General features: G+C 33.3%; 15 protein-coding genes. All 15 read right to left on the bottom strand.

Features of this window, described 5'->3' with window-relative positions; genetic code table 11:
* The 15 genes from ACZYT4_RS03960 to ACZYT4_RS03890 all read right to left on the bottom strand — a co-directional run bounded on the left by ACZYT4_RS03960 (nt 1) and on the right by ACZYT4_RS03890 (nt 17,303).
* Nucleotides 1-975: a beta-ketoacyl-ACP synthase III gene (locus ACZYT4_RS03960; RefSeq protein ID WP_463782563.1), complete on the bottom strand. Its 975-nt coding sequence runs from the start codon at nt 973-975 to the stop codon at nt 1-3.
* Nucleotides 972-1,892 (bottom strand): acetyl-CoA carboxylase carboxyltransferase subunit alpha, encoded by a 921-nt coding sequence (locus ACZYT4_RS03955; RefSeq protein ID WP_463782559.1) that lies wholly within the window; start codon nt 1,890-1,892, stop codon nt 972-974. The genes ACZYT4_RS03960 and ACZYT4_RS03955 overlap by 4 nt, the downstream gene beginning before the upstream one ends.
* The gene (gene accD, locus ACZYT4_RS03950; RefSeq protein ID WP_463782557.1) at nt 1,889-2,758 is read right to left on the bottom strand and encodes an acetyl-CoA carboxylase, carboxyltransferase subunit beta; all 870 of its coding nucleotides are present in this window, start codon (nt 2,756-2,758) and stop codon (nt 1,889-1,891) included. The genes ACZYT4_RS03955 and accD overlap by 4 nt, the downstream gene beginning before the upstream one ends.
* Nucleotides 2,742-4,109, bottom strand: coding sequence for an acetyl-CoA carboxylase biotin carboxylase subunit (gene accC / locus ACZYT4_RS03945; RefSeq protein ID WP_463782556.1), 1,368 nt, complete (start codon nt 4,107-4,109; stop codon nt 2,742-2,744). The genes accD and accC overlap by 17 nt, the downstream gene beginning before the upstream one ends.
* 9 nt (nt 4,110-4,118) lie before the next feature.
* The gene (locus ACZYT4_RS03940) at nt 4,119-4,529 is read right to left on the bottom strand and encodes an acetyl-CoA carboxylase biotin carboxyl carrier protein (RefSeq protein WP_463782554.1); all 411 of its coding nucleotides are present in this window, start codon (nt 4,527-4,529) and stop codon (nt 4,119-4,121) included.
* Between the two features lie 42 nt (nt 4,530-4,571).
* On the bottom strand, nt 4,572-4,796 hold the full coding sequence (locus ACZYT4_RS03935; protein ID WP_463782552.1) for an acyl carrier protein: 225 nt from the start codon (nt 4,794-4,796) through the stop codon (nt 4,572-4,574).
* A 185-nt stretch (nt 4,797-4,981) separates the two neighbouring features.
* On the bottom strand, nt 4,982-6,805 hold the full coding sequence (locus ACZYT4_RS03930) for an ABC transporter ATP-binding protein (protein WP_463782549.1): 1,824 nt from the start codon (nt 6,803-6,805) through the stop codon (nt 4,982-4,984).
* The gene (locus ACZYT4_RS03925) at nt 6,798-9,020 is read right to left on the bottom strand and encodes an ABC transporter ATP-binding protein (protein WP_463782546.1); all 2,223 of its coding nucleotides are present in this window, start codon (nt 9,018-9,020) and stop codon (nt 6,798-6,800) included. The genes ACZYT4_RS03930 and ACZYT4_RS03925 overlap by 8 nt, the downstream gene beginning before the upstream one ends.
* Nucleotides 9,017-9,445 carry a MarR family winged helix-turn-helix transcriptional regulator gene (locus ACZYT4_RS03920; RefSeq protein ID WP_463782544.1) on the bottom strand — a complete coding sequence of 143 codons (429 nt, stop codon included), beginning with the start codon at nt 9,443-9,445 and terminating at the stop codon, nt 9,017-9,019. The genes ACZYT4_RS03925 and ACZYT4_RS03920 overlap by 4 nt, the downstream gene beginning before the upstream one ends.
* An 86-nt stretch (nt 9,446-9,531) precedes the next feature.
* The gene (locus ACZYT4_RS03915; RefSeq protein ID WP_463782541.1) at nt 9,532-10,773 is read right to left on the bottom strand and encodes a glutamate-5-semialdehyde dehydrogenase; all 1,242 of its coding nucleotides are present in this window, start codon (nt 10,771-10,773) and stop codon (nt 9,532-9,534) included.
* Nucleotides 10,766-11,899, bottom strand: coding sequence for a glutamate 5-kinase (gene proB / locus ACZYT4_RS03910; RefSeq protein ID WP_463782539.1), 1,134 nt, complete (start codon nt 11,897-11,899; stop codon nt 10,766-10,768). Before proB ends, ACZYT4_RS03915 begins: the two co-directional genes overlap by 8 nt.
* Nucleotides 11,886-12,716, bottom strand: a complete 831-nt coding sequence (locus ACZYT4_RS03905; RefSeq protein ID WP_463782537.1) for a hypothetical protein — start codon at nt 12,714-12,716, stop codon at nt 11,886-11,888. Before ACZYT4_RS03905 ends, proB begins: the two co-directional genes overlap by 14 nt.
* Before the next feature lie 165 nt (nt 12,717-12,881).
* Complete coding sequence (locus ACZYT4_RS03900; RefSeq protein ID WP_463782534.1) at nt 12,882-15,677, bottom strand: MBL fold metallo-hydrolase; 2,796 nt, start codon at nt 15,675-15,677, stop codon at nt 12,882-12,884.
* Between the two features lie 142 nt (nt 15,678-15,819).
* Nucleotides 15,820-16,569, bottom strand: coding sequence for a MurR/RpiR family transcriptional regulator (locus tag ACZYT4_RS03895; protein WP_463782531.1), 750 nt, complete (start codon nt 16,567-16,569; stop codon nt 15,820-15,822).
* Entirely contained in the window at nt 16,566-17,303 is a 738-nt protein-coding gene (locus ACZYT4_RS03890; RefSeq protein WP_463782528.1) for a MurR/RpiR family transcriptional regulator, read from the bottom strand. Before ACZYT4_RS03890 ends, ACZYT4_RS03895 begins: the two co-directional genes overlap by 4 nt.
* Nucleotides 17,304-17,307: the final 4 nt, after the last annotated feature.

Here is a 17,307-nt window from a genome sequence, read left to right as displayed (position 1 = left end):
TTATTGTCCTCCTACATTATCAATTAAAGTTGCTCCATAAGTTAATCCAGCACCAAATCCAACTAAAATCACACGTCCATGTTCAGGAATCAAACCTTCTTCTTTGGCCATGGCATAAGCAATTGGTATACTGGCAGCAGATGTATTTCCAAACTCCTGAAGATTCATATAAAATTTTGAAATATCAACTTTCATTTTCTTCGCTACATGATTGATAATACGATAATTGGCCTGATGTGGAATGACTAAATCTATATCATCAATCGTTAATCCTGACTGCTCTAATACATTTTCAATAGATTCTTTTAAAACTCTTATCGCAAATCTAAACACATCATTTCCTTTCATTGTTAAAAAATGTGTTTGTGGTTCACTGTTTTGTAAATCATGTATTAATGGTAAACCTTCAGTATGTAACACTTGTTGAAGATCACCTTCACTATTGGCATAGTGATAAAGCTGTGTTTCTCCACGTCCTAAAACCATCGCTCCTGCGCCATCCCCAAAAAGAACACATGTTGAACGATCGTTCCAGTCAATCATTTTACTGATTGTTTCACTACCAATGACTAAAATATGATGATAACGATTTAACAAATCACTGGCAATCTGAAAAGCATAGAGAAAACCACTACATGCCCCATTAATATCAAAAGCAAAGATTGGGCAATCATTTAATCCCAATTTAGCCTGAACAAGACACGCTGTTGAAGGTGTCATACAATCAGGTGTCATTGTTGCAACAATAATGACTTCAATATCTTCCTTTTGAATATGTGCATCTTCAATTGCTTTTAAACTGGCTTTATAAGCCAAATCACTTGTATTTTCTGTTTCACTGACATAACGTGATGAAATGCCTGTTCGTTGAACAATCCATTCATCACTTGTATCAACTCTCTTTTCTAAATCAAAATTAGATATTTTCTTTTCTGCACTGACATATCCAGTACCTAATATTTCTATTGAACTCATGACATACTTCCTATCTTACGAAATTTCTGATAACGTTTTTCTAATAATTCTTTTTCCTTTGTATGTGTTAAAACATCTAATTCCTTTAATAAATATTGATCAATATTATCTAATACAAGTTTTAAATCATTTTGCATACCACCTGTTGGTTCTTTGACAAGATAATCAGCAATTCCTTTTTCATATAAATCATAAGATGTTAATTTCATCACTTCTGCTGCTTCCTGTACACGACTATCATCTTTCCATAAGATACTTGCAAAACCTTCAGGTGATAAAACAGAGTAAATAGCATTTTCCAACATACAAATACGATCAGCAACACTGAGTGCTAATGCACCACCACTGCCACCTTCTGATAAGACAATACAAATAACCGGTGTTTTTAAATCTGAGAATGTATATAAACATTCTGCAATAGCTTGAGCCTGTCCCCTCTCTTCGGCTTCAATTCCTGGATAAGCCCCCGCTGTATCCACAAAAGTAATAATTGGGCGATGAAACTTTTCTGCTTGTTTAGCAAGTCTTAAAGCTTTGCGATATCCTTCTGGATTGCACATTCCAAAATGACGATTCACATTTTCTTCCAATGTCTTTCCTTTAGCCTGCGCAATCACTGTAACCGGCATATTATGAAAGTAACCAATTCCCCCAATAATCGCTTGATCATCTCCAAAGCATCTATCCCCATGTAATTCATAGAAATGATCAAACAATCCTTCAATAAAATCACTCGCTTTTGGACGTGACGGATGTCTTGCCAGTGTCACACGATCCCAAGCTGTTAAATTATGATATGTTTCTTTTGTCAGAGCATCAATCTCTTTTGATAATTCATCATGTTCACTTTGATCTTGAGTTTGAGCTCTTTTGGCTTGTAATTCTTTTATTTTTCTTTCATTATCTATGAGGCTCATAATCTTCCTCCATGTAACTTTAATAAATCTGAAATCACATTCTTTAAATCATGTCTTTGAACAATCATATCAATAAAACCTTTTTGAAGTAAAAACTCTGCTGTTTGAAAACCTTCAGGCAATTCCTGTTTGATTGTATCCTGAATCACACGTTTTCCGGCAAACCCAATTAAAGCCTGTGGTTCAGAAATAATAATATCTCCTAACATTGCAAAGCTGGCACTGACACCACCAGTTGTAGGATGTGTCAACAATGCAATATATAAACCACCCTGATTAGAAAAGCGCTTCAATGCGGCACTGATTTTGGCCATCTGCATTAAAGAGTCAATACCTTCCTGCATTCTGGCTCCACCACTTGTACAGCTAATAATCAGTGGTAATTTTTTACGCATGGCTAATTCTACAGACTTACATATCTTTTCACCAACAACTTTTCCCATGCTTCCCATCATGAAACGAGAGTCCATGACACATAAAACCACGCGTGTCTGATTGATTTTTCCTACTCCACAGATCACTGCTTCATTCATTCCTGTAGACATTTGTGCTTTTTTCAGCTTTTCATCATAACCTGGAAAATTCTCAGTGTTTTGTGAGCGTTCTTTTTCTAAATATTCTTTCCATGTCCCTTCGTCAATCAAATCACGAATACGTTGTCTTGCACTAATTTTCATATGATAGCCACATTTAGGACAGACATAATCATTTTCAATCAATGAAAAATAAGGAATAGATTCATGACAATGATCACACTGTTTAAAAATATTCTCTGGAATTTCTTTTTTTTCTTTAACTTTATGTCTTTTTAGCCATGAAGAGAATTCTTTCAATTCTTCATTTCTTTTTTTAAACAATTGATCCATTCTCTTTCAACTCCTTTATAAATGTTTCACAGAAACTTGTATCGTATTTTCCTTCGATAAATTCTTTAGAATGAAGGACATAATAATGAAATTTGGTATTTGTTGAAATACCATCAATAATCACTTCACTTAAAGCTGCACGCATTTTTTTAATACATTCTAATCGTGTAGGGGCAAATGTAATCAATTTTAAAATCATGGAATCATAATAAGGTGAAATTTCACAACCACTATACATGGCACTATCCACACGGACACCTCTACCTCCTGGCAAATGCATAAATGTGATTTTTCCAGGTGTAGGTGCAAAATCACGATTCATATCTTCAGCGTTAATACGGCATTCTAAAGCATATCCATTTTGATGAATATCTTCCTGCTGATAAGGGAGTTTATGTCCTTCAGCCACCTTAATCTGTAACTTCACTAAATCCACACCACAAATCATTTCTGTAATAGGATGTTCTACCTGAATACGCGTATTCATTTCCATAAAATAATAATTTCCATGTTTATCTAATAAAAATTCAATTGTTCCAACACTATTATATCCAACATGACGACAGGCCTTTAAAGCATCTTCAAATAATCTTTGACGCACATCTTTCTTTAATATATGGCAAGGAGCTTCTTCAATCATCTTTTGATGACGTCTTTGAAAAGAACAGTCTCTTTCATATAAATGAATGACATTACCATGCTGATCTCCAATGACCTGAACTTCTATATGCTTTGGATTTTCAATCAATTTTTCAAGATAGACATCATCATCTCCAAAACAGGCTTTGGCTTCTGATTTGGCATTTTGATACTGTGTTTCGAACTCTTCTTCATTATTGACAACACGCATACCACGTCCACCGCCACCATTGCTGGCTTTAATCATGACTGGATAACCAATATCTGCTGCAATCTGTTTCCCCTGTTCAACAGTTTCAACAACTTCCTTAGACCCTGGAATAACGGGAATACCTGCTTCTTTCATCATTTTTCTGGCTGCTGATTTGTTCCCTAACATATCAATAATATCAGGGGAAGGTCCAACCCAAATCAGTCCACATTGCATAACCAGTCTGGCAAATTGACTATTTTCACTTAAAAATCCAAATCCAGGATGAATCGCATCACATCCTGTATTACAAGCTGCCTGTATGATGGCATTCATGTTCAAATAAGAATCATTTGCTAAGGGTCCACCAATACATACAGATTCATCAGCAAGCTGAACATGTAAAGAATGCTTATCAGCTGTTGAATAAACAGCCACTGTCTGAATCCCCATTTCTTTACATGTACGAATGATTCTGACTGCAATCTCTCCACGATTAGCAATTAATAATTTTTCAATCACATTATCACCTTACCCTATCATCATCAAAGTCTGATCATATTCAACAGTTTCACCATCTTGCACTTCAATAGATAAAACTTTTCCAGAGACAGTTGCTTTGATTTCATTCATGACCTTCATCGCTTCAATAATACAAATTGTATCTCCTTCTTGAATCATATCTCCTACTTTGACATAAGGTTCTTTTCCTTCACCACTAGACTGATAATATGTTCCAACAATTGGACTTTTGATTGGTGTCCCCAATTTTTCTTCTTGTGTATTGTCTTCAACAGTTTGTTCTACTGTCACAGGAACAACCTGTTTAACTTCTACATCTTTTTCTAATGTGATATGTAAATCACCATCAGTTAAATCCATCTTAGATATTTGACTTTCTTCAAACATCTGCATAATTGATTTAATTTTTTCAGTATCCATATCCATTCCTCCTTAGAAAAATAAGCTAAGTGAAACCTTAGCTTATTGTTTAGATTCAATTAATTTCACAATATCTTCTACAGTTACTAATGCAGCTAATTCTTCATCAGAAATTTCAACATCAAATTCTGTTTCTAAATCTAAAGATAATTCAACAGCTGCTAGAGAATCAATTCCTAAATCATCTTTTAAATTTGATTCTAATTTAATTTCATCTCCATCAATATTTAAAGATTCTACTAAAGCATCTTTTACTTGTTCAAACATGATATGTCCTCCTATGTGTTTACTTAAAAATTTTTATATTCTTACTTCAAATTTTTGAAGTAATGTTACTATACACCTCTTTTTCTTATTTGTAAATAGATTTTCCATATTTTATTTAAAAAATTTTATATAAATTTTTTTAAAGTATTTAAATATTAAAAAAATAACTTACTCCTAGAAGTAAGTTATTCATGACTAGATTCAAATTGTGATTGATAAAGATTAGCGTAGAAGCCACCTTTTTGAAGAAGTGATTCATGATTTCCAAGTTCAACAATATCTCCATCTTTCATGACAATAATTGTATTGGCATCCTTGATTGTAGAAAGTCTATGTGCAATGATAAAGCAAGTTCTACCTTCCATCAGCTTATCCATACCTCGTTGAATCAAAACTTCAGTTCTCGTATCAACTGATGATGTCGCTTCATCAAGAATTAGAATTTTTGGATTTGCTAAAAAAGCTCTAGCAATTGTTAATAACTGCTTCTGTCCTTGAGAAATGTTATTTGACTCTTCATTGATGACTGTATCATAGCCATCTTCTAATGTATTAATAAAATGATCAGCATAAGCCAGACGACAAGCTTCATACATTTCTTCATCCGTTGCATCCAGTTTTCCATATTTTAAGTTTTCTCTAATCGTTCCACCAAATAACCATGTATCCTGCAAGACCATACCAAATAAACTTCTTAAATCACTTCTTGCCATATGTGTAATATCTTCACCATCAACAAGAATATGACCACCATTCAGTTCATAAAAACGCATCAGCAGTTTGACAATCGTTGTTTTTCCAGCACCTGTTGGACCAACAATTGCCACACTTTGTCCTGCATGAACATGCATTGAAAAATCATGAATGATTGTTTTTTCAGGTGTATATCCAAAACGAACATGATCAAACGTGACACTTCCCTGCATCTTTTGAACTTCATCATGCCCAACTAATACATTGTCTTCACTCATTTCTGGTTCATCTAAAAATTCAAAGACACGTTCTGCTGCGGCAGCTGTTGACTGTAATTGATTCATGATCTGAGCTAGCTGCGTAATAGGTTGATTAAACTGACGTACATATTGAATAAAAGCTTGAATATCTCCAATTGTAATCATTTGAGATGTCGCTAAAAAACCACCTAAAAGACAGACACCAACATATCCAATATTTCCAACAAAGTTTGTTAGTGGCTGCATCAATCCAGAGAAAAATTGTGATTTCCAGGCTGATTCATATAAATCATCATTATATTTTTCAAACTGTCGAACTGAACTTTCTTCTCCATTAAATGCTTTGACAACCTGATGTGCCCCATACATTTCTTCAATATGTCCATTGACATTTCCTAAACTTGTTTGTTGAGAAATGAAATATTTCTGACTTCTTTTCATGATTTTAGACATAAAAAACATAGAGACTGGCAAAACACATAATGCCAATATAGTCATAGGAACGCTGATGGTTAACATCATGATAAAAATACCAATGACAGTGACAGTTGAAGTAACAATCTGTGTTAAACTCTGATTCAATGACTGAGCAATCAAATCCACGTCATTTGTGACACGTGATAAAGTATCACCACTAGAATGTGTATCAAAATAACTTAATGGTAAACGATCCATCTTTTCAGAAATCTCTTTTCTAAAATCATAAGCAACTTTTTGTGAAATACCTGAAGTTAAAAATCCCTGTACATAGTTCAATAAAGCACTTAATAAATAAATACAAACTAAGAAAATGAGAATTTGAAAAATAGCCTCAAAATCAATACCACCAGTATGTGTGACCTTAGCCATAATACCTTCACTTAATTTATCTGTTGCTTGAGCTAAGACCTTTGGTCCAAAAATAGAGAAGACTGTTGAGCCACCAGCAAAGATAAAAATGAAAATAAATTTAATATAATAAGGTTGAAGATGTGCAAATAATTTCTTGATTGTTCCTTTAAAGTCCTTAGCTTTTTCGGTAGACATTCCTCTACCACCCATATGTCCTCTAGGCATTGGCCAATTCCTCCTTTGAAAGTTGTGAATAAGCAATCTCCTGATAAACCTGACAGTTTTTCATCAATTCATCATGAGTACCTTTTCCAACAATTTTTCCATTATCTAATACGATAATCTGATCTGCATCCATAATAGAAGCAATTCTTTGTCCAACAATCAAGACGGTCTTTTTTGTTTTTTCCATTAACTGACTTAATTCTTTTCTTAATGTCGCATCTGTCTTAAAGTCAAGTGCTGAAAAACTATCATCAAAGATCAGAATTTCAGGATCCTTGGCTAAAGCTCGTGCAATCGCCAGTCTTTGTTTTTGCCCACCAGAAACATTAGTTCCACCTTGGGAAATAGCTTCATCTAAACCATGTGGTTTCGCATCCACAAATTCTTTTGCCTGAGCAACTCGAATGACTTCATTTAAATCTTCATCACTGGCATCAGGTGCACCATATTTCAAGTTAGAACGAATTGTTCCAGAGAATAAGACACCTTTTTGAGGAACTAGACCAATACGTTCTCTTAAATCATGCTGATAAACCTCTTTAACATTGACACCATCGACAAGCACTTCACCTTCACTGACATCATAGAAACGTGGAATCAAATGAATTAATGTACTCTTTCCTGATCCTGTTGAACCAATAAAGGCTGTCGTTTGTCCCGGTTTTGCGACAAAGCTGATATGACTTAATACGGCTTCCTGTGCTCCAGGATATTGGAAGGATACATCTTTAAACTCTACCATTCCTTTTTCTTGTTCGTGGAATGCTTCAGGCTGTTTAGGATCTTGAATTGTTAAATCTGTTGATAAAACTTCATAAACACGATCAGCAGCAACACTGGCACGTGGAATCATAATGAAGATCATGGCAATAAACAAGAATGACATAATAATTTGCATTGCATATTGAATAAAAGCCATCATTTCTCCAATCGCAATATTTCCTAAATCTAGTTGTTGAGAACCCACCCAAACAACTAAAACAGTCGCAAAGTTCATGATAAACATCATAATTGGCATTAATGTCGCCATAGCACGATTGACAAATAAGTTAACCGTTGTTAAATCATTATTGGCTTTATCAAAACGTTCTTCACTATGTTTTTCATTACCAAATGCTCTAATGACTAAAACTCCTGTTAAATTTTCACGCATTGTTAAATTTAATTTATCAATTAAAGATTGAATGATTTTAAACTTAGGTAAAACAACTTTCATCAAAACAATGATGACAGCAGTAATGACAATTAATATCATTAAAATAATCCAAGTCATTGATGATGAATGTGTAAAAGCTTTAATTAAAGCTCCAATTCCCATCATAGGTGCAAACAAAACAATTCTCAGCAGCATAATCATTAACATTTGCACTTGTGTAATATCATTCGTTGTTCTAGTAATTAATGAGGCTGTTGAGAATTTATTAAACTCACTGTTAGAAAAACTCTCAACTTTTTCAAACACTGCTTTTCTTAAATCTCTCGCAAAGCCAGATCCAACACGTGATGATAAAAAGGCTGATGCCATTGCAGCAAGTGATCCTATCAAAGCAATGCCCAGCATCTTTAATCCAGATTGGAATATATAAGCCGCCTGCATCTGATCGACATCTGCTCCTAAAGCTTCATATTCAGTTTTGACACCATTTCCAGCTGCTACCAGCATTGTTGACTCACCCATTGTCTCAATCTGACTGTCAATCTGTTGTGTCATCTGGTTTCTTGTCTCTTCATCCATCATCGCAAAAGCCTGATAGACATCCATTCCCTCAGGTAAATTTTGGAATAATTGCTGATATTCAGCAGAATTTTCATCCATACTATCAATAGATGAAACCATCAGCATAGGCTTAATCAATGCACTTTCCAACTCTTTTGTCTGTTGTTGTGAAAGATCATTAAGAATATAAGCATCTTTCAATTTTGGAAAGTCTTTTTTTATGTTATCTGATAAATCTTCATATGGGGTATAAGTATAACTTGATTCAATAGTATCTTTTTGCTGTTCATCTGCAAAAATTAATAAATGTTCAAAAGTTTCCTGACTATATACTTCAGCAATTGACGTATCAAATCCCCCAGCTTGGATCCCATTTGTCACTATATCACTCATATAGTCTGGCAAGGCCAATTCAGATTGTGACTGAATAAAAACACAAGCAATACACAAAAGTATTGGCAACCAGAATTTATAAGCAAACTTGCGTAACTTAATCACTTGATTTCCTCCTTTAAATTCTTTTTGATTTTTCTGATCACATTTAAAACAGCATCATAATCATCAATCGTCATATTTTGACAGATAACATGATGAATATGATCAAAGTCCTGTTTCAACTCATTCATGATTGTTTTTCCAAAATCAGATAAAACAATCTGATAATTTCTTTTATCGTCTGGATTCATTTTCTTTTCAACAATTCCCATGTCAACCAGACGTCTTATTCGAACTGAAAGAGTTGCTTCAGTAATACGAAGTTCTTTAGCAATCTGTTTTTGATTCACTTCATTTTTTGAAATAAAGGAAATCAAACGCATCTGTTCAATCGTTAAATGATGACAACTTTGCATGGTCAATTTTTGAACCAATTTATGAACTTCGCCCACTTCTTCCATCATCTTTCTAAAGTATTCATATTCCATAGCATACCTCCTTCGAATAAATGTAACTCCCATTATAGTTAGTGCACTAAGTATTGTCAAGAAAAAAACAGTTATTTCCATAACTGTTATTCTCTTACTTCTCCATGACCATAAATCTTATATTGATAAGATGTCATTTCTCTTAATCCTAGTGGTCCTCTCGCATGCAATTTTTGTGTACTGATTCCTAGTTCTGCCCCAAAACCAAACTGTCCACCATCACTAAAACGTGTAGAAGCATTATGATAGACACAGGCAGAATCAATACTGCTCATAAAGAAATCTGCTCTCTCTTTATTTTCTGTAATAATGGCTTCTGAATGTTTAGTAGAATATTGATAAATATGTTCAATGGCTTCATCAATGCTGGAAACAACTTTCACAGCCACAATATAGTCATCATATTCTGTCGCATAATCTAAAGAAGTGGCCGGAATGCAAGGAATGATTTTTTGAACTTTTTCATCACCACGGATCTCCACTTGATTTTCAAAAGCCTTATACATCAAAGGCAAATAAACATCCGCAACATCCTGGTGTACCAAGATGGTTTCAATCGCATTACAAACTGATGGTCTTTGTATTTTCGCATTTACACTGATATCTATCGCCTTTTTCATATCCGCATCTTTATCAATATATAAATGACAGTTTCCTGCCCCTGTTTCAATAACTGGTACAGTAGCATTTTGAACCACATGTGAAATCAATCCAGCTCCACCTCGTGGTACGACAACATCTACATAGCCATAAGCATGAATCAATTCATCAACCATTTCTCTTCCACCATAATCAATAAGCTGAACACATTCAACAGGTAATATATTTTTGATAGCCTCCTGCATCAGCTTTGTTAAAATACGATTAGAATACATTGCTTCTTTGCCACCTTTTAATATACAGACATTAGAAGACTTGATACATAGGCAGGCAATATCCACTGTGACATTAGGTCTTGATTCATAAATGATACCAAATATCCCCATAGGGACTCGCACCTGTTGTATCAATAAGCCATTAGGCCTTTTGATTTCTCTGATGATTTCTCCTATTGGATCCTCTAATTCAACTAACTGCAAAACATCTTGCGCCATAGCCTGAATTCTTTTTTCATCCAGTTTTAAACGATCAATCATCGCTGAGGACATACCTTGTTGCTTCGCATTTTCAATATCCTTTTGATTTTCTTGAATAATATTTTGCATCTGATCAAGAAGCGTTCTTGAAATCTGCATTAAAGCCTGATTTTTTGTTTGGGTATCTATTCTCATCATCTGACGACTGGCATCCTTTGCCAGATGCAGTTGTTTTAAAAGTTTTTCATTCATGGTTTTCATCTCCTAACAATACCATATTATTCACATGAATCACTTCATCATAGTCATGACTCTTAAGTATGTTTTTCATTTCCTGACTATTATGACCCTTAATTAAAGAAATTTCAAAACTTGTATATTGCACAATCCCTTTAGCAATCTTTTCTCCCTGTTTGTTGAGAACGTCTACAACCTGCCCAGCAAAAAACTGTCCCTGAACATCTAAAATACCAGAAGACAATAAGCTTTTATGCTGCTTGATTGCCCGACATGCGCCATCATCAATAATCAAACTTCCTTTCGATTGTGTACGATAGGCAATCCAATGTGCTCTTGCTTTCATATGTCTACCACTTGCGCCATTGAACCATGTTCCTTCTTCATTTTCATCAAAAATATGCAATAAACTATTTTCCTTTTGTCCATTCACAATAACCATATGTTTTCCATAATCATTGACAATCTTGGCCGCTTTAATTTTGGTAGCCATTCCTCCCGTTCCAAGCTGTGAAGTTGAACCAGATGCCATCTTTTCAATATTTTCATCCACGCGATCAACATATTTTAAAAACTTTGCTTCAGGATGTACATGTGGATTAGCAGTATATAAACCATCAATATCACTGACGAGAATCAACAAATCTGCATCAATCACAGGAACCAGTAAAGCAGCTAATGTATCATTATCTCCAACTTTAATTTCTTCAACTGCCAAAGCATCATTTTCATTGACAATAGGAATCACACCATATTTCATCAAAGCATTCATTGTATGCGAAAGGTTTAAAAGTCTCTGACGATCATCAAAATCACCATGATTTAATAAAACCTGTGCACATTTTAAATGAAACAATTGAAAAAGTTCTTCATAAATTTGCATCAGCTTGGCCTGCCCAATAGCTGCCAAAGCCTGCTTTTGTGGAAGTGTTTCAGGCTTTCGTGACAATTCCATAAACCCCATTCCAGCACTAATAGCGCCAGAAGACACAACGACGACCGAAAAACCTTTTTCAATCAGTTTTGCTATTTGCATAACGAGATATAAAATTTTTTGTTTATCAATATAGCCAGTTTCCTGACATAATGAAGACGATCCAATTTTAATAATGATTCTTTTAATATTCTTAGTATTCCTCATGATAATCCTTTCTTATTTCCTTATAAAATAAATATTTTGCAATTTCAAATCTTCCTTTAAAAATACCAATATATAAAAATAAAGATGTCACAATACAAAACAGCATCAAAACATCATTCAAATGTCCAATCCATAAAACAATACAACCCGTGATCATCCAATAAAAAGCATGTCTTAAAATATATAAAAGATAAAGACGGATATAATCTATAATATGATATTTCATTAAACGAATAGAATAATGAATACATTCACTCCATGAAAATTCTTCAAGTTCCATTACATAAGGAACTGGCATAAACAATGTTGTTAAAAAGAGATAAATAATAATACATACAATCAAATTCATAAACAGGAAAGCATTTTGTAAAATAGGCTGAACATATTCAAACTGTGGTATAAAATATTCCGTTTGAATAAACGCATTTCCTAAAGAAGCAATCCATTGTACAGGAAGTTCAGGAATCAGATTCCTTATTGTTAATAATGATGGAAGAAAACATATCAAAACACTCAATAAGATAATCGCTTTACGCATCAGATATGCTGGAGCTACTCTTGGGAAACAGAAAACGCCATTCAATGAATCATGATAATCCAAAACTGGTTTTTCTTCATCAACCAGTTTCATTGCACATTTGACATACCCATGACCAATAGGTGATAAAAACAAAGATACAAAAAAGGAGAAAAGTCCACTTCTTAAATATTGAGCCAAAATACCTACATAACCAACATAGAAAAACTCTGGAATAATGCTTGTTTTATATTTTCTATAAATCTGATCTGCTTTTTGTCCAATCCATTGAATATTCATAACTTCCCCCCTTTTTCGTTATTGAAGATATTATACACAAGTTCTTAAAATTTGTAAAACTGAAAACAATCTCTTTAGATGACTACAATTATCTTGCAATAATAAAAAGAAGCTATAATGATTCTTGATTATAACATCAAGTTTTCATTATAGCTTCATTAAAGATTAATTCAATCTCTTTTTGATAAAGTATGCACCAGCACCTAATGCAATCATACCAGTTACAACATAAAGACCAATAACACTCTGATCTCCAGTTTGAGGAGTTTGAGCTGTTGTTTGTGTACTTGTAGTACTTGTTGGAGAAGTTGTTGTCTGTTCATTAGGTTTTGGAGTTGTTGAATCTTGAGGATTCTGTGAATTTTGTGTTTCTTCAGTTTCTAAATCATTTCTAAAGTTAACTGAAGCCACTTTTAATTCCTCAGCATCTGTTAATCCATTAGCGAACATTTCGCTCATTCTCTCACTTGTCACTACTTTTCCATTTTCCACAATGACAAGTCCACCAGCCCATTTTTTATCCTGAGCTACTTGATCTTGTGCATATTCCAGAGCTGTTAATACCCATGATGCAAAATCCGAAGTATTCAAATAAGGCGTATGTCCACCAATAATACCTGTAATTCCATGTTCTTCAATATAGTTAACTGATTTTTGAACACCATCAATCCAACTTTGAAGTGATGATAAGCTAACAGTCGTTCCCCCTAAATGAACTTGTGCTCCTAAAGTATCACCACTATATAAGATGTTGTTTGTTAAATCTGCTAACTGTCCACCACCTGGTGTATGTTCATCTGGAATTTCAACGAACTGGAATTCGTTTCCAGCAACACTAATCTTTTCCATATCACTGATTGTTTGAACATCAAACAATTCAACAAGATCTTGGCCAATCATATTGTCTGCAACTGTATCTTTTTCAGTTAAAACAGTATGTGGTTCATTTTCAGGCCAGATAAGTGTTGTGATTTCTTTTAATCTTTCATCCTGTGCAATCATGGCCAAGTTATTGACATGGTCACCATGATTATGAGTTAAGAAGATCTTCAATGATTCACATTTATCGCCAATGACACTCTTAATGACATTGTTAAGCGCATAAGAACCATACATATCAACATCAATCATGAAAGCTTCTTTACCATCTTCACTGACATAAATCATAGGATTTTCAAGATCTGTACCACGTAACATATACAATTGACCAGGACCTTGATTATCCATTTGAATCACAAAGAAATGACCATATTTTAAAGTATATTCATGTTGCATTTCCTGAGCTTCTTCATCGCTTAATCCCATCACAAGTCCTGTGATTGAATCATGAGCTCCTAAATCATATCCCCACCATCCATGAGAATCAATATGGAATGTCAATGTCACATTTCCTTCTTTACTTGTTGCAATGACATCAGAACCATTACTCTTCGTATAATCATATTTTAAATTCGTTGTTGGATCAAAATCATTGATTTGTTTCAATAATCCAGCAAGTTCATCAATATAAGCACTGTTGACTTCATTTCCCTTATTGTCAACAACAGTATATTGAGGATATGTATCCAACAATTGTTGAATCTGTAAAACATCAGTATAGTAGTTCATCATATTGTAATAGCTTTCCCCGGCAGCTGATTTACCATTGAGATAATCAGAAGCCAAATAAACATCTTTCAATTGAACGTCAACTGTTAAAGTTTTATTTGATTCATCTACAGTTGCTGTTAAATCAGTTGTATCAAGATGTGCTTTTAAATATTCAGAAACTTTTTGTTCTGTCTTGCTTCCATCAGCTTCATATCTAGGAATGATAACTGAACTAATGGCTTTATCATAAGAAGCAGTATCTGTTGCTGTATTAGTTTTTTGACTAGCAAATTCTAGTACTGCATCTTCTTGAGCTGTAAATCCAGGTCTTTTCCCATCGTGATTTAAGTCGCTTGCTTCTGAATAAAAACTAATTCCATTACCATAAGCTTTATTAGTAATATATTCATTATTTCTTACATCTTTCATCAATTGAACAAACTCTTTGACGTATTGTTTACCTATTTCTCCAAGAAGACATTGATCTTCTGTATTAGCTGTAGCTGCGACATATGGATTTGTATCATATTGTTGCCAACGATGTCCACTATAAAGAATTGGATTATCCATATCTTTAATAGCATTCCATAAATTATTAACACCATATTCAAATTCTTCTAATGTTTTAAGATTACCTAAATAAACAGTACTTGATCCCACTGAATCATCTGAAAAGATAATTTCTCTTTCATAATTAATTAATGCACATGATCCTTCAGTTTGACCAGGAACATCTACAACTTTCATTTTGAAATGTGTTGTTCCCAAAACATCATCTTGTTTAAATGTTTGAACCTCGTAATTTGCAGTCACTTCTGGAATACCAGCATAATCCTTTTCATGGATATACATAGGTGTACCTACAGGGATAACTTCCGTAGTCACAAATGCACCTGTATGATCTCCATGATTATGAGCAATAATTACTTGTAAATCTTTGTCAACATTAAATACTAATTCATCTAAAATACTTTTAAGATCTTGATTAAATGTTGTATTTGCTGATGCTGCACCATTACCACCATCTATCAATACAACTTCATTTCCATCAATAATTAAATACATTGATGAACAATTATTCATTCCTTGATTATTGAAACCAGCTGGATTTACAGCAGTCGCTTCATCAATGTGTAAAACACCTTCTTGAACTTTTGTAGCTCTTAATCCACCAACTTCATACCAATCTTCCAAGTTTGCATCTACTAATGCTGTTAAGCTATCGGCTTTGTTACCTTCCTCTAAGGAAATCTCTGAACCTTCTTGAACAGTTTGTACTTGTTCTGTTGCATAAACATTGTTAAACAATGCTGGTGCTAACATAGAAAATGTTAACGATAATGCAACAAACTTTTTTAGTGATTTTTTCATTTTTGCCCTTCCTTTCCTCTTTTCTGATATCATTGTACCAAATAAGTAAGCGCTTTTATATTTTTTAAAAAAATGTTTGTTTCTATATTTGAGACACTTATTATAATAAAAAAAACGTCTCATTTTTTGAGACGTATCGAGCTTATAAAAAGTGTTGAGAACATTGAACTGTAAGATAATCCATGATATACATAAGAATAAAATCATCATAATAACTACTCTTTGTTGAAGGAAGTTTTATATCATACTGTGTTGTATGATGATAGTCGTTTTTATGAGAAATCAGGACTGTCGATTGAGAATGGTTTAGTATTTGTTGATAAGTATCTCTATTGCTTTCAAGAAAACGACCAGAATAACTGATAATGATATGGACACCTTCAGGTACATCTATCTTGGAAGGATGATAGCTAAATTGAATAACTTTGACAGGAATACCTAAAATAGCCATATCTTCAATAAATGACTGACACAGCGCTAAAGGATAAGTTGCTCCATAAATATATATTTTTTTATATGTTTGAATTAAATCAACAACTTCTTGAAGCTGATGTGTAAAAGTTTCTTCTTGAAATTCAGCAGTCATCATTTTCATAGCATTCATACAGTTTTGAAAATCAAAATGAGCATTCTTTTCTTTTAATTGCAATGTCCTTGTTTTCATAGTGGATAAGAGTTGACTTTTAAAATTTCTAAATGATTGAAAACCTAATAAATGACAGAATCTTAAAATCGTATTTGTAGACATATGACAATCATCAGCCATTTTTTGAATACTTATTGTTTCAATCACTGATAAATGATTTAAAATATATCTTGCAATTAAATAATAATTATCATCTTTTAAATTATTCTGTTGTATTAAAACTATCAATGATAAAACTGTATTCATGAATTCATCTCCTTTATCATATGTTGATAAATATAATCATCTAAATGTTCTAAATAAAGAGGAGTTGAATGATAATATCCATAAGGAACTTTAATATTATGAAATTCCTGCCATTGATCAGTATCTGCTTCTCCAATATAAAACTTAATGAAAGGAAATTCATTGATTTTTTCAAGATTAAGCATGTGGGATGTGTTTAAACTCTTTTCATAAATACCTTGTATTCGCCATGAACTTTCCACCATAATGAATAGATCATTGGGATGAAAACGTTCAAGAATATCATAACATTTAGATAAGTCCCAACGATTCAACATCATAACATCACAATGTACCGAAAACAAATAAAAAATCATCTTAGAAAAAGATATAATTTCTCTTTCATTTCCATAAAACGCAATTTGCGATGCATGTTTAATTTGCTTTATAAAATCATCTATATTTTGACAATCAATGATATCATGAAGTGGTTCTACTGAATAAGACATATCCTGCGAAGAAATAAGCTTGATTTTGATTTCCTCATCCAGACTTAATAACAAATCCTTGAAGCTTGAATAACCACCTTGATGATAGAAACGATGTAAAGAAGCCTTAGAAATTCCAAGCTCTTCAACTACTTTTTTCACTTTCAAATGATTTAATGAATTCATATGCATCAACAAATAACGTGCAATATCACTATAATTACTTTCTTGTCCGCATAACTTCAATAATCGTTCATAGGTATACATGATA

Source organism: Massilimicrobiota sp. mt181, assembly GCF_055420065.1.
Note: the sequence above shows the minus strand (reverse complement) of the source record. Positions and strands in the feature narration are given on the sequence as shown.